We start from the raw sequence: 13188 nt of genomic DNA, 5'->3' as shown, positions 1-13188 counted from the left end.
ATCCGCTCGTCTCGTCCATCCCGCGCATCATCACCCCCGCCGTTACCGTGCTGAGGGTGAATCATGTTCTCAAACCGCTGTCGAGACAGGAGTATTTCAGCAGCCTGCTAAGGCTGAAACATCTGGAACAGCGGCTTCCGCACGGCCTGGGCCAGCTTGACCATGGTGTCGATGCAGACATTGTGCATCGCGTTTTCGAGCTCGGAAATATGAGCCTGGGCGATGCCTGTGACCGCGGCGAGCTCGCGCTGGCTCAGGCCCGCATCGATGCGAGCTTTGCGCAAATTCCTCGCAAATATCTCCCGTTCCGGCTGGCTGTCTGGCGCCCTCTTCTTGGCGAGGACCGGTAACGCCCGCTTCCGCTTCGGCGGTTCGGCGGGGCTTGTTTCAGAGGACAGGCTCTTATCGGGCATTAAGGGCTCGGGGCATCGCGGGGCCGAAGGGGCTTCTATCGTATGTGCACTATAGGCGGTCTTGCCTACGAGGCAAGAGCGGCCCCGGAAAATGGCTTTGACAGGACAAGGCGAGGTCGCCTCGCGAGACAACTTATCAACATTTGATAGTTTTTGAACGATCTTTGATGCACCAAAGACACAATGTGCAATGGCGTATGCTTGCAAGTCGTTCATCGATGGTATGCAACAAAACCTGAGCCGTCCTTGTCGATTATGGGGCATCGTTTTTGCCGATGGCATCACGATCCGAATTCAGTGCAGAGATATATATCGATTTGAAAGCAAACATTATTATAACAAATATTCCAACGATTGGAATCGTTACTCAAAAGTTGGCGGAAGCTAGAGCGCTGGCTTATCCGAACCCTTGGCAATAAAGACCATGAATACGAAGATGCGCGAAGACGGCAGAACCACCACCGGGTTTTGCAAGTTTGTATATCCAGAGTTGATCGTCTATAAGCGAGCGCATCGTAACAAAGCCGATCCGAGCCGATGCGTTCATGGCCCCTTATCGTTCCGCGTCCGAACACGCTGTCCGCGTCGGCCAGAAGCTCGAACGCGAGCTTGGCGAACAGATTCTCGGCTGTCTTCGAGACCCGGAGGTCATCGAGATCATGCTGAACCCCGATGGTGTCCTTTGGGTCGAGCGTACTGGGCACCCCATGGCGCGCCTTGGCGAGATACCCCCGCATCAAGCCGAGGCCGCCATGGCAACCATCGCGGCGCTTCACAAGACCACCATCACCCGTGAGAACCCGATCCTTGAGTGCGAGCTACCGCTCGACGGCAGCCGCTTCGAGGGGCTGATCCCGCCTGTGGTCGCGGGCCCAAGCTTTTGTATCAGGAAACGCGCCACCCGCATCTTCACCCTCGACGATTATGTGCGCGCCGGGACCATGAGCCAGCGCCAGCGGGCCTTGATCCGGGCAGCAGCGCTCGGTCACCAGAACATCCTCATTGTTGGCGGCACCGGCTCTGGCAAGACCACGCTCGTCAACGCCGTCATCCATCTGATCGGCGCCGAACTTCCCGGCGAGCGTTTGCTGATTCTCGAGGACACGCCCGAGATCCAGTGTGCCGCGCCCAATCACGTCTTCAAGCGCACCACCGAAACCATCGATTTGCGGCGGCTTCTCCGCTCGACCATGCGCTACAGGCCGGACCGGATTCTCGTCGGCGAAGTGAGGGGCGGCGAGTGCCTCGATCTGTTGAAGGCCTGGAACACCGGCCATCCTGGCGGCGTCGCGACCGTTCACGCCAATAACGCGAAGGGTGGCCTCATCCGCCTCGAAAACCTCGTCGGCGAAGTCACCGCGGCCCCCATGCAAAAGACGATCGCTGCCGCCGTCGACCTCATCATTGTCATTGCGAAGACAGCCGCCACCACATCCGGCCGCCAAGTGCAGGAGCTGCTGCGCGTCATCGATCACGACGGCAGCGATTACGTCACCGAAGCCGAGGAGTAAGTCATGCGAAAAGCCCCAGGCGATTTCAGTGTATTTTGGAGCCTCGCGCTGATGGCGTTGCTCCTTCTTCTGATCGCCTTTCCCGAGCATGCGCTCGCGTCTTCGACCGGCAGCGGGCTTCAGTGGGAAACGCCCCTGCAAAAGGTCCGCGACAGCATCACCGGCCCCGTCGCCTATGCCGTCTCGCTGATGGGCATCGTGGTGACAGGGGCCATCCTCGTCTTTGGCGGCGAGATCAACGAATTCGTGCGCCGCGTCATCATGCTCGTGCTCGTCGTCTCGCTCATGGTGTTTGCCACCGACCTTTTGAGCACGCTGTTCAGCGCCGGGGCGGTGATCTGATGGGCGCACTTCGACGCACTCCGCTCTATCGCGCGCTGCACCGGCCTAACCTCTTCCTCGGCGGCGAGCGCGAGCCCGTGCTGATGACCGCGATCATCTGCGCCGGCCTCGCCGTCTCAAGCCTCAACCTCATCGCCATCACGATCGGCGTCGGCCTTTGGCTCGTCCTGATCGGCGTGTTTCGCATGATGGCGAAGGCCGACCCCTTCATGACCAGGGTCTATCTGCGCCAGCTCCGCTACGGCGCGTATTTTCCGGCGCGGTCGCGCGGCTCAAGGCTTGATTAGGGGGTCTCATGCTGCGCTTGAAACAGTTCCGCGATCGCGCCAAAGGCACCGCCGATCTTCTGAATTATGCGAGTCTCATCGGCGATGGCCTTTTGCTCTGCAAGGACGGCTCGCTGTTGGCCGGCTTCCTCTACCGCGGCCCCGACAGCCAAAGCGCAACCCCCGCCGAGCTCAACTATGTGACAAGCCGCATCAATGCGAGCCTCGCGAGGCTCGGCAGCGGTTTTGCGCTCTGGATCGACGCCGTTCGGCTTCCAGCCGCCGCTTACCCGGAGACCGACGCCTCGCATTTTCCGGACCCGGTCACGGCCGCCGTCGATGCCGAGCGGCGCCGCCAGTTCTTGAGCGAAGGCGCTCATTTCGAGACGGAATACGCGCTCCTCGTCGCCTATACGCCGCCGCTCCGCCGCACCACCAAGATCGCCGATCTCATTTATGACGACGATCCGAAAGCTGAGCCCGAAAGCCCCGGCGACCGTCAGATCAAGATCTTCGAGCGCGTGCTTCGCGATCTCGAAGACGGCCTGTCGGATATCTTGCGGTTACGGCGCATGAAGGCCTACCGCGTGAGCGATGAAAGCGGGCGTTCGCATCTGCAGGACGAACTCATCAATTATGTGAGCTTCGCGGTCACGGGGCATCTCAGCCCCCTCAACGTGCCGCCATGCCCGATGTATTGCGATGCCTGGCTCGGTGGGCAGGAGCTTTATGGCGGCGATACCCCCAAAATGGGCGAGCACTTCATCGCAGCGGTGGCGGTCGAGGGCTTTCCCGCCGAATCCTATCCCAATATGCTGGCAAGGCTCGAGACGCTCGCGATTGCGTTTCGCTTTTCCTCGCGCTTCATCCCGCTCGACGCCCATGAAAGTCTCGGGCTCCTTCGCGCGTACCGGCGCAAATGGCGGCAATGGATGCGGGGGTTCTTTGCGCAAGTGTTCCGCACCGAAGGCGGCGTCGTGAATGAGGATGCCGCTTTGATGGCAGCCCAGGCCGAGGACGCGATCACCGACGCCAGTTCCAACCTCGTCGCCTTTGGCTATTACACGCCGGTTCTGATCTTGATGGGCGAGAACAGGGACGCGCTTCTCGATGAGGCGCGCCTTGTGGGCCGCGAGCTCCGGCGCGAAGGTTTTGCGAGCCGCGTCGAGACGGTGAATACGCTCGAGGCCTTTCTCGGGAGCCTGCCCGCCCATGCCGTGCCCAATGTGAGGCGGCCGCTCGTCCACAGTGTGAACCTCGCGGATCTCATGCCGGCGTCCTCCATTTGGCCGGGACTTCCCGTCTGTTCGAGCCCGCTTTTCCCGGAAGGCTCGCCGCCGCTCCTTTACGGCGCCACCACCGGCTCGACGCCATTCCGGCTCAATCTGCATGTCGGCGATGTCGGCCATACGCTGATCTTCGGGCCGACCGGCGCCGGCAAATCGACGCTGCTCGCACTCATCGCCGCGCAGTTTCGCCGCTACCGGCATGCCCGCATCACGGTGTTTGACAAGGGTCGTTCGCTGTTCGCTCTCGCTCATGCGGTCGGCGCGCAGCACTATGATCTGGCGGGAGACACGGCAAGCCCGGGCCTGTGTCCGCTCGGCAAACTCGAGACGGTTTCGGATGTCGCGTTCGCCGAAGACTGGCTTGCCACCTGCTACGAGCTTCAGCAGGGGAGCGCACCGACACCGCGACAGAAAGAAGAAATCCATCGCGCGGTGCGGCTGATGCGCGAAACCAAGAGCGGCGAGGGCCGAAGCCTCACCGACTTTATCGCCACCGTCCAGGATAAGGACATCCGGGCGGCGCTTGGCACCTATACGATCGAAGGTGCGCTCGGCCATCTTCTCGATGCCAGATCCGACGGCATCGAGGCGGCCTCGTTCACGGTCTTCGAGATTGAGGAACTGATGGCGCTCGGCGACAAGAACCTGATCCCGGTGCTTCTTTATCTGTTTCGCCATTTCGAGCGCTCGCTCACAGGCGCGCCCGCCCTTCTCCTTCTCGATGAGGCGTGGGTGATGCTCGGCCACCCCGTGTTTCGGGAAAAGATCCGCGAATGGCTGAAAGTGCTGCGCAAGGCCAATTGCGCGGTTGTGCTGGCGACCCAGAGCCTTTCGGACGCGGCGCGCTCCGGCATCCTCGATGTTCTCCTGGAATCCTGCCCGACCAGGATCCTTTTGCCGAACGAGGAAGCCGACAAGGGCGGCTCCGGCGCGATCCCCGGTCCCCTCGATTTTTACCGGCTGATCGGTCTGAACGAGACCGAGATCGCGCTCCTGAAGGGAGCAGTCAAGAAGCGGCACTACTACTACACGAGCCCCGAAGGACGGCGTCTCTTTGAACTGGGGCTTGGTCCCGTAGCCCTTGCCTTTGCCGCCGTCTCATCCCGCGAGGATGTGGCCCGCGTGCGCGCCCTCATCGAGGCCCACGGAAAAGACTGGCCGCGAGCCTGGCTCGCAGAGCTGGGCCTCGATCCAGATATCGTTCTCGGAGCAACAGAGGAGGGGCTCAATGAAAAGGCAGCTTAAGGTGGCGGCGCTTGCCGCAATCGCTTGTGTCTCAGTCGTGAGCGTCCGGCAAAGCCAGGCCCAGGCGGTCTATTGCACGAATTGCGCGAGCGAAATCACCCAGCTTTTGAATCTGGCGCGGCTCGTCGATCAGCTCGGCATGCAAGGCAATATCCTTCAGACGAACACCAACCAGTTCCAGACCATGACGGTGAACACGACGCCTTTGCCCTCGCTCGAGTGGGGGAATGGGGCGGCGAACATCCAATCCGTCAACACGGCGCTGGCAAGCGCCAACGCGCTGTCTTTCGCCAAGTCAGGGCTCGCGACGCAGTTTGGCCAGCACTATGGCACTTACGACAGCTACCTGACTTCGCCCGCGACGAGCGCAGCCTTTGCCGGCAAATATCAGCAATGGTCTACCAACGCCAATGCGAGCGTGCTCTCGACGCTTGAAGCGGGTTCCCTTCAGTCGGGCCAGATCGGCGGCGACGAGCTCGCACTCATCAACCGCCTCAAGATCCAGACTGGTGCGGTGCAAGGCAATCTTGAGGCGCTACAGACGCTTGCTCAAGTAGGGCTTCTCAATATCGAGCAGTTGCAGAAGCTGCGCCAACTCATCCTGGCGGACACGAGCCTCAAGGCGAACGCCATCCAGACTGAGGCCGATCAGAGTGCCTCCCAACAGGCGGCCTGGCGGACGTTCATCAAAACCCAAACGACGATCCCAACAAGCGGGGGAGCGCGATTTTGATGAGGCGGCTCCCGCCAGAAAAGCCGCCGAGGCCGTCTTGCTCTCCTCTCGGCCCATCGCCTGCGGCCCGAGCGGGGTGCGCGCTGATCGGCCTTGCCTTTGGCGTGCTTGTTCTTGGCACCATTTCAGCAAGCCCGGCTTCGGCGGCGGAGCCCACGACCAACGCGCTCGATGGGATCGTGCGGCTCTACCAGCAAAACGCGCAGAAATGGGAAGCGACGCTTGCGACTTACGCGCAAAGGCTGTTCTGGCTGCTCGCGGCCATCGAGATGTCCTATGCCGCCATCCGGCTTGCCCTTCGCGGCGCCGATCTCAGCGAATGGATGGCCGAACTCGTCAATCAGATCCTGTTCATCGGCTTTTTCCTGGCACTGCTGGTCAATTCGAGCGCCTGGGCGGCGGCGATCGTCAACAGCTTCAGGACCGCCGCCAATGAGGCGGTGCAGGCCTCCGGCGGCACGAGCCTGATCGCGCCATCGGACATTTTTGCGATCGGGCTCAGCATGGCCAACAAGGTGCTCGATCAATCGAGCATCTGGAGCCCCGGCGCGAGCATGGGTCTCATCATTTTCGCGCTCGTTTTGTTGATCTGCTTCGCCCTCATCGCCGCCTTCCTCGTGCTGGCGCTCGTCGAGTCCTACATCGTTATTTCGGCCGGCATCCTGTTCATGGGCTTCGGCGGATCGCGCTGGACCAAGGATTACGCGCTGAAAATGGTCATCTACGCGCTGAGCGTCGGCGCGAAGCTGTTCGTGCTGCAGCTCCTGATCGGGCTTGGCCAGCAAATCTTCAATGCGTTGATCCAGAATTTCGAGGCAAATACGTCCGATCTTCTCGTCTCGGTCGGCTCGGCCATCGTCATGCTGGCGCTCACCAAGATCATTCCCGACATGATCCAGGGCCTCATCAACGGCACGCAAGTGAGTGGCGGGGGCGCACTCGCCGGTGTTGCCGCGGGCGCTGCCGGTGTTGGCTGGGGCGCGTTCAAGGGCGGCATTGGCGCTGGCATGGTGGCGGCCCGAAGCTCGGCGCTGGCGAGCGAGCAAATGCAAGATGCGCGCATGTCGGGCAGCTTCGGACCAGGCAGGGTGGTTCGCATGGCCGGCAATACCGCCATGGCCGCCGGCGATACGCTTGGCATGCGGCTTAGCGGGCGCATCCATTACGGCACCTGGGCCGGGCAGATGGCCGAGGCTTTGAAAGAACGAACCGTCGACCGGCAGGCGGCGAGAAGCGCGAGCGAGCCGGCCCAGCCGCAAGGATCGGTCACGGGCGCGGGCCTATCGGCGCCGCCAAGCCGCACCGCACCGCCAAGCCAAGGCAACCCGCCGAAGAAGCCTTAAGCCGCGATCCAAGAACTGAAATGCGCGCGGTTATCAAGATTGTCTGTGAGCCATCGAGGGGGATCATGAGCAGCCATCACGACGGGAGTGCCGGTTCTTCCCGTGAGGAAGGGACCAATCCTTATCTTAATGCGCGACGCGAATGGAACGAGCGCTACGGCGATTACATCGCGCAAGCCCGAAACTGGCGGCTGGCCGCCATTCTCGCCCTCATCGTGGCGCTCATGACCGGCGCGGGCCTCGTTTATGTGGCAAGCCAAAGCCAGATCGTTCCCTATGTGGTGCGCGTCGACAAGCTCGGCGCCGCCGCCGCCGTCGATCGCGCTGACCGGCTCGTCAAGCCGGACCATCAGCTCATTGTCGCGAGCCTTGCGCGCTTCATCGCCAACATCCGAAGCGTCTACACCGACGCGGGCGCCGAGCGTGCTCTCTTGAAAGAAGCCTATGCCATGATCAACGAGCGGGGCGACGCCTATGCGCGGCTCAACGACCATATGCGCGCCCACGATCCTTTCGAGCGCGCCAAGACCGAAACCGTCATGGTGGAGGTCGAAAGCGTTCTGCCGCTGTCCGCCGATAGTTGGCGCATCGGGTGGCGCGAAGAAACCCGAACCCGCGACGGCTCGAAGCCTCAAACCCAGCATTGGCAGGCCACGATCGCCATCACGCTGAACCCGCCATCGGACGAGGCTACCATCCGCCTCAACCCGCTTGGCATTTACATCAACAGCTACAGCTGGTCGCAACGGCTTTGACGCGAGGGGGAGACTTTGTCATGCGTATGGTGATTGTATATGCACTATCGGTGTTGCTCTCTGGCGCGGCGCTGGCGCAAGCCCCGCAGAGCTTTCCCGACGGACCACCGCCGCGCGTGCCGCTGTTGGCCGGGCCACAGCCGCCTCTGGCGCCGAAGGAGCAAAAGGGCGTGGCCTACGGCAAGGAGTGGGCCGGCAACCGTGCGGGGCCAGCGCGAGGCGACGAGGGTGCAACCGTCTTCGTGTTCGGCTCCACGCTGCCGACGATTGTTTGCGCGCCGTTCTACGTCTGCGATCTCGCTCTGCAGGAAGGCGAAAGCGTCAATGATCTGAATGTCGGCGACAGCGTGCGCTGGAAGATCACGCCGGCGACGCAAGGGGCGGGCGAGGCCATCATCACCCATGTGATCATCAAGCCGACCGATGTGGGGCTCATCACCAATCTCGTCATCACCACCAATCGGCGCACCTACATCATCAAGCTTGTGAGCCGCTCGCAAGACTGGATGCCGCGCGTTTCCTTCGACTATCCCGATGACGCCAGCAGCCAATGGAAGGCCTACCGCACCAAGGTCGAGCAGACCCGGGACATGCGCGCGGCCGCGGCCGTGCTGCCCGCGCCCGGCAAACTCGACTTTGAGTTCGTCCTCTCGGGCGACGCGCCCTGGAAGCCGACGCGCGTCTATACCGACGGGGTCAAGACCTACATTCTGTTTCCACCTGAGGTGGGCTCGAGCGAGCTTCCAGCCCTTGTCGAGATCGCCGAGGACGCGAGCTTCCTTGGCCTCGACAGCCTCTTCAACGGGCCGACGACACGGCTTGTGAACTATCGCTTCGTCGAGCACCGCTTCGAAGTCGACAAGGTCCTGACCCTGGCACGGCTCACCTCGGGCGTGGGCAACAGCGCGAGCAGTGTCACCATCACCCGCACGCGGAGGGATTGATCATGCAAACACGCTCGGCTGCGCTCTTCGAACCAGGCGAATGCGCCGGCAGCACCGCCATTTTCAGCAGCTCCACGCTTCGAGAGGTCAGACGGTGACCGAAACCCCTTCCTCGCCTGATCTGTTGGGCGCCCCGCCTTCGCGAGGGGCAGGCGTCCGGCGCCTGAACCGCGTTCCGCTCATGATCGCCATGGCGATCCTGGCGCTCATCATGGCAACCATCGCCTACACCTATCATTTGCGCCTGCAGGCCTCGAAACAGGATCCCGGCAGCAGCCGGCCGACGCAAGCTCCGATCGGCATTCTCGCGAACGCGCCTGACGCAGGCTACATTCCGCCCAAAGCGCCCGAGACCATCCCGGTGCTGCCGCAACCGGTCGCGCTCCAACCCGCGCCGCCTGTTCTGAACGCGCCCGATCCCAATCGTCTTGCCTGGGAGGCCTATTACAAACGCCTCGAACACTTGCGCGAGGCCCGCGAAAAGCTCGCGCTGACAGCGCTCGGAGCCGGTTCCGAAATCCAGGCCAATCTTCCAAGACGAACCGCTTCGCCGGCAAGCGAGACCGCGCCCGCGCCGCTTTCGGCTTCGGAACAGTTTGCGAGACTGGCCGCGGACCGGCTTGCGCAGCTCGGCGGCGATCCCGAACGCGAGCGCGATCTCAACAGGCAGCGCGACAAGCGTGCCTTCCTTGCGGACCAGGATCCGAAAACAGCCGACCAGAACACGCTTAAGGCTCGCCGCGAAGCGCCGCGCTCACCCTACGAGGTGCGCGCCGGCACGGTGATCCCAGCTGTGATGATCGGCGGGGTGAATTCCGATTTGCCGGGCCAGCTTCTGGCCCAGGTTTCAGAGAACGTCTACGACACCGCCACGGGGCGCTTCATTGTCATCCCGCAAGGTTCAAAGCTCGTCGGCACCTATGATTCCGGCATTACCACCGGCCAGGAGCGGGTGCTCGTGGCCTGGACGCGGATCATCTATCCCGATGCGTCCTCGCTCGATCTTGGCCGGATGCCCGGCGCCGACGAAGGCGGTTACGCGGGCTTCAAAGATCAGGTCAACAATCATGTCTGGAAGATCTGGAGCAACGCCATTCTGCTCTCGGCCTTCTCCGCTGGCATTCAGCTCAGCCAGGGCAATGGCAACAACCAGACGAGCGGCGGGCTCAACGCGACGCAGACCATCGCGGCGTCCACTGGCCAGCAAATGGGCCAACTCGGCATGGAAATGGCGAGGCGCAATCTGCAAATCCAGCCGACGCTCGAAGTGAGACCGGGCTACCGCTTCGTGGTGCAGGTGACGAAGGATTTGATCCTTCGGCCCTGGGTCCCAGGCGACAAGGCCACGGCGTTTTTCGGGGGGTATCCCTATCGCGACGGGGTGCAGCGATGAAGCCTTCAGAATCTACGAAGGGAGATGGCCATGGACGTTGCCCTTGATCCAGCCGCCTGGGGACTTCTGATCCTGACGGGCGGTTTTATCGGCCTCTGTTTCGGGCTGTTTGGCCAAGCCGGAGGCCTTGCCCTCGCTCCGGCCCTTCTGATTGTGCTTCCCCTTTGCGGCGTGACAGCCGAGGCGGCGCCGCGGCTCGCGGTGACGACCGCCCTTGCGATCTTGATCCCGGTGACGATCGGCCAAGCGGAGGGCAGGCTGTCCTGGAAGGCGATCGATTGGGACCTCATCCTCCTTCTTGCGCCAGGTGCTGCCGTGGGCGCGGTGATCGCCGCGATGGTCGCGGGTAATTTGGACGGCCGGATCGTTGCGCTTCTTCTCGGTTCAGGACCCATCCTTCTGGCCCTTCGACTCTCGAGGCATGCGGGCGGCGGCAGAGGGGATGGTGAGCCGCGCAATCCTTCGCTCATTGCCCTGACGCTGAAAACGGTCGTGGGCGGAGCGTTCGCCGCCCTCACCGGTGTGAGCGCGGGCTTGGTTTTGGCGCGCTCTCTCGCCAGGGCTCTGCCTTCCGCAAAGGCAACCGCCACCGCGAGCGCCTTGACCTTGCCCTTTGCGTTCACCGCCTCGGTCGGCGCTCTCTTGGTCCCGGCGCCCCTGACCTGCGGGCCGGCCTGCGCCGGCGTCCTCTTCCTACCAGCGCTGGCCGCAATCGGCATGAGTGCCGTCCTCATCGCGCCGCTTGCGCTGCGGCTCAGACCCTTCTTGCCGTCGGCCCCGGCGAGCCGGCTGATGGCGGTCTTCGCCATGGCACTTCTGTGCACGGCCGGCCTTCGCTCTGAGGGCCTTGGCAGCCTTTTGGTTGAGACCCACGAAAGCGCTCTCGAACTTGCACTGGGATCACTTTGCGATCCACACCCCGCTCCCGCCGCGCCAATCTTCGATTCCGAAACCTTGGCCCTAACGCCTATCAGCGAGGTCCGATGACGCCGGTTGACTGGGTCCTGCTCGCCGCCGTCGGCTGCGTCTCAGGTCTCTCCGCGGGACTGTTGGGCATCGGCGGCGGCCTCGTCGTGGTGCCAAGCCTCATCTACGGGCTGCCATTGTTGGGCATCTCCGGGCCCGACGTGCCGAAAATCGCCACCGCCACTTCGCTGGCGCTCGTCATTCCAACCGCCCTTGCAAGCGCCCAGGCCCATGCGGCAAAGGGCGCCGTCTGTCTCAGATGTGCGGCCCTCTTGGCGCCCGCCCTGATCGCAGGCGCCTTTCTGGCAACCATGCTCGCGCCCTTTCTCGATGCCCGCATGATCGTCGCGGTCTTCGTCCTCTACGCGATTGTGTTTACGTGGGGGGTACTGAGGCCCGAAAGGGCGAGAGCCGCCGCCACCCCGGACAAACTTGGCGCCAAACGCCTGGCAGAGACCGCCCTGAAGAGTGTGAGCGGCGGGGCGCTTGCTGCACTCCTTGGGTTTGGCGGCGCCTTCTTCTGCGTCCCGATCCTGTCGCGCTTCGTGTCCATGAAGAAGGCGATCGGAACGGCGTCCGCGCTCGGTCTGCCGCTCGCTGCGGCGGGCGTTGCAGGCTATCTTCTCGCGCCTTCGCCCGAGGGCTGTTCCGGCGCCTGCGCGGGCGCGATTTTCATGCCGGCCGTCGGCGCAATCGGGGTCGCAAGCGTGCTGACTGCGCCCGTTGGCGCGAGGCTCGCGCATAGTCTGCCCGTTGCCCTTCTGAAACGCGTCTTCGCTATGCTCCTGCTTCTCACCGCCGCGTCTCTCACGCTCAAAATCACGCCCGAAATCCCGCGTCCCGCGCCTCACCTGAAAGCTGCCCTGCTTCGTCTCGCTGAGCCTGTCTGTCGTAACCGGGTCGGAGCGAAACCCAGCCTTCAAGGGCTCCACCGTCCTTGATTCGGGAGGACACGACGAAGGATCAGGGGCCGCGCCTCAATCTCCGGGGCGCACCTCGTTTGCGCGGTCCTCACCAAACATTTCGCGGGACAGCACAAGCTGACCTGTCTCCGAAAGCGAGTGCCAAAGCTGTGGCCGCTTGCGCCAATGGTCGACCAACTCGCAATCGAGAGCCTTCAGGCCGTCGGGCTCGTTGTCTTCGCCTTCATCCGGGCGGCCTCCAGGCGCTGGGACCTCGGCGTTCAATTTCAGACGGACGCCTGGCCCACCGCCGCTATCGGCGAAAATGAATTCCAGTCCAGCGTCCTCGTACACGCGTTGCACCGTTTGCAGCGTTGCGCTCTGCGCAGGAAGACCGGCCTCGATGCGCTGGGCGGTATTGACGTGAATGCGAGCCTTTTCGGCCAGCTCACGAATGGTCCAGCCCAGAGCCGCGCGCGCCATCTTCAATTGTATCGTTGACACCTTCATTGTATCATATATACATTCATAGCCATAAGTATTGTGACGCTAACACATTGGCGAGCGTGGGGGTATGCCCATGAAGCTTACTGTTGCGGACCTCAAAAGTCTCAAGGCTTTGCTGCGATATGCGCGCGAACTGATCGACGACGCGGCGAACACCTCCCGAGCGGCAGACGATACCGCGCGTCACATTAGAGCGCATTTCGATCAGCCTGGCTCATAACCGCATGATCTGAAATAGTTGGCGCATTCGTTGGGCAGGAAGATGCCGACGAGCTCGCCGATCAGGGTCCACAGGCCGCTGATGGTTCGCTTGCCGCTCTTTCTGAGTGTGGCCTTGAGGCGGGCAAAGGCTTTTTCGATCGGATTGAAATCTGGACTGTAGGGCGGGAGGAACAGCAATGTGGCGCCGGCCGCTTCGATCCTTTCGCGCACCGAGACGCGCTTGTGGCTCGACAGATTGGCCATGACGACGATGTCGCCATGGCGCAGTTCCGGCACCAGAACCTGTGCGACATAGGCCTCGAACCAATCGCCGTTGATCGGGCCATCGAGCACCATCGGCGCGACCATTCCGGTCGT

14 protein-coding genes are annotated in these 13188 nt (G+C 62.7%); 11 read left to right on the top strand and 3 right to left on the bottom strand.

Annotation, left to right across the window (positions count from 1 at the left end; all coding sequences use genetic code 11):
* Positions 1–107 precede the first annotated feature (107 nt).
* Entirely contained in the window at positions 108–413 is a 306-nt protein-coding gene (locus tag KKP04_RS14965; protein WP_215033392.1) for a helix-turn-helix domain-containing protein, read from the bottom strand.
* 545 nt (positions 414–958) lie between these two features.
* Between KKP04_RS14965 and trbB the strand changes: the two genes are divergently transcribed.
* The 11 genes from trbB (at position 959) to KKP04_RS14910 (ending at position 12141) form a co-directional block, all read left to right on the top strand.
* Entirely contained in the window at positions 959–1924 is a 966-nt protein-coding gene (gene trbB, locus KKP04_RS14960) for a P-type conjugative transfer ATPase TrbB (RefSeq protein WP_215033389.1), read from the top strand.
* A gap of 3 nt (positions 1925–1927) precedes the next feature.
* Positions 1928–2266, top strand: coding sequence for a TrbC/VirB2 family protein (locus KKP04_RS14955; RefSeq protein ID WP_215033386.1), 339 nt, complete (start codon positions 1928–1930; stop codon positions 2264–2266).
* A complete protein-coding gene (gene trbD / locus KKP04_RS14950) occupies positions 2266–2553 on the top strand; it encodes a conjugal transfer protein TrbD (protein ID WP_215033383.1) in 288 nt (95 codons plus the stop codon). Before KKP04_RS14955 ends, trbD begins: the two co-directional genes overlap by 1 nt.
* A gap of 8 nt (positions 2554–2561) precedes the next feature.
* Positions 2562–5066, top strand: coding sequence for a transporter (locus KKP04_RS14945; protein WP_215033380.1), 2505 nt, complete (start codon positions 2562–2564; stop codon positions 5064–5066).
* A 1-nt stretch (position 5067) separates the two neighbouring features.
* Positions 5068–5799: a P-type conjugative transfer protein TrbJ gene (gene trbJ / locus KKP04_RS14940; protein WP_371818837.1), complete on the top strand. Its 732-nt coding sequence runs from the start codon at positions 5068–5070 to the stop codon at positions 5797–5799.
* Between the two features lie 104 nt (positions 5800–5903).
* Positions 5904–7142 carry a P-type conjugative transfer protein TrbL gene (gene trbL, locus KKP04_RS14935; RefSeq protein ID WP_371818836.1) on the top strand — a complete coding sequence of 413 codons (1239 nt, stop codon included), beginning with the start codon at positions 5904–5906 and terminating at the stop codon, positions 7140–7142.
* A gap of 65 nt (positions 7143–7207) precedes the next feature.
* Positions 7208–7897, top strand: a complete 690-nt coding sequence (gene trbF, locus KKP04_RS14930; protein WP_215033372.1) for a conjugal transfer protein TrbF — start codon at positions 7208–7210, stop codon at positions 7895–7897.
* 20 nt (positions 7898–7917) lie between these two features.
* Positions 7918–8841, top strand: a complete 924-nt coding sequence (trbG, locus tag KKP04_RS14925) for a P-type conjugative transfer protein TrbG (protein ID WP_215033369.1) — start codon at positions 7918–7920, stop codon at positions 8839–8841.
* A 94-nt stretch (positions 8842–8935) separates the two neighbouring features.
* Complete coding sequence (locus tag KKP04_RS14920; RefSeq protein ID WP_215033366.1) at positions 8936–10234, top strand: TrbI/VirB10 family protein; 1299 nt, start codon at positions 8936–8938, stop codon at positions 10232–10234.
* 30 nt (positions 10235–10264) lie between these two features.
* Entirely contained in the window at positions 10265–11221 is a 957-nt protein-coding gene (locus KKP04_RS14915; RefSeq protein WP_215033363.1) for a sulfite exporter TauE/SafE family protein, read from the top strand.
* On the top strand, positions 11218–12141 hold the full coding sequence (locus KKP04_RS14910; RefSeq protein ID WP_215033360.1) for a sulfite exporter TauE/SafE family protein: 924 nt from the start codon (positions 11218–11220) through the stop codon (positions 12139–12141). Before KKP04_RS14915 ends, KKP04_RS14910 begins: the two co-directional genes overlap by 4 nt.
* 36 nt (positions 12142–12177) lie before the next feature.
* Here the strand turns inward: KKP04_RS14910 and KKP04_RS14905 are convergent, their stop codons facing one another.
* Both KKP04_RS14905 and KKP04_RS14900 read right to left on the bottom strand, forming a co-directional pair.
* Positions 12178–12612, bottom strand: a complete 435-nt coding sequence (locus tag KKP04_RS14905; protein WP_215033357.1) for a helix-turn-helix transcriptional regulator — start codon at positions 12610–12612, stop codon at positions 12178–12180.
* A gap of 201 nt (positions 12613–12813) precedes the next feature.
* On the bottom strand, positions 12814–13188 hold a 375-nt coding region (locus KKP04_RS14900), incomplete at its 5' end, for a transposase (RefSeq protein WP_215033355.1).

This window comes from Rhodomicrobium sp. Az07 (assembly GCF_018619475.1).
Lineage (GTDB): Bacteria > Pseudomonadota > Alphaproteobacteria > Rhizobiales > Rhodomicrobiaceae > Rhodomicrobium.
Note: the sequence above shows the minus strand (reverse complement) of the source record. Positions and strands in the feature narration are given on the sequence as shown.

Coding starts and splice junctions, on each gene's coding strand:
- KKP04_RS14965 (WP_215033392.1), bottom strand. CDS start 413: ATGCCCGATAAGAGCCTGTCCTCTGAAACAAGCCCCGCCGAACCGCCG.
- trbB (WP_215033389.1), top strand. CDS start 959: ATGGCCCCTTATCGTTCCGCGTCCGAACACGCTGTCCGCGTCGGCCAG.
- KKP04_RS14955 (WP_215033386.1), top strand. CDS start 1,928: ATGCGAAAAGCCCCAGGCGATTTCAGTGTATTTTGGAGCCTCGCGCTG.
- trbD (WP_215033383.1), top strand. CDS start 2,266: ATGGGCGCACTTCGACGCACTCCGCTCTATCGCGCGCTGCACCGGCCT.
- KKP04_RS14945 (WP_215033380.1), top strand. CDS start 2,562: ATGCTGCGCTTGAAACAGTTCCGCGATCGCGCCAAAGGCACCGCCGAT.
- trbF (WP_215033372.1), top strand. CDS start 7,208: ATGAGCAGCCATCACGACGGGAGTGCCGGTTCTTCCCGTGAGGAAGGG.
- trbG (WP_215033369.1), top strand. CDS start 7,918: ATGCGTATGGTGATTGTATATGCACTATCGGTGTTGCTCTCTGGCGCG.
- KKP04_RS14915 (WP_215033363.1), top strand. CDS start 10,265: ATGGACGTTGCCCTTGATCCAGCCGCCTGGGGACTTCTGATCCTGACG.
- KKP04_RS14910 (WP_215033360.1), top strand. CDS start 11,218: ATGACGCCGGTTGACTGGGTCCTGCTCGCCGCCGTCGGCTGCGTCTCA.
- KKP04_RS14905 (WP_215033357.1), bottom strand. CDS start 12,612: ATGAAGGTGTCAACGATACAATTGAAGATGGCGCGCGCGGCTCTGGGC.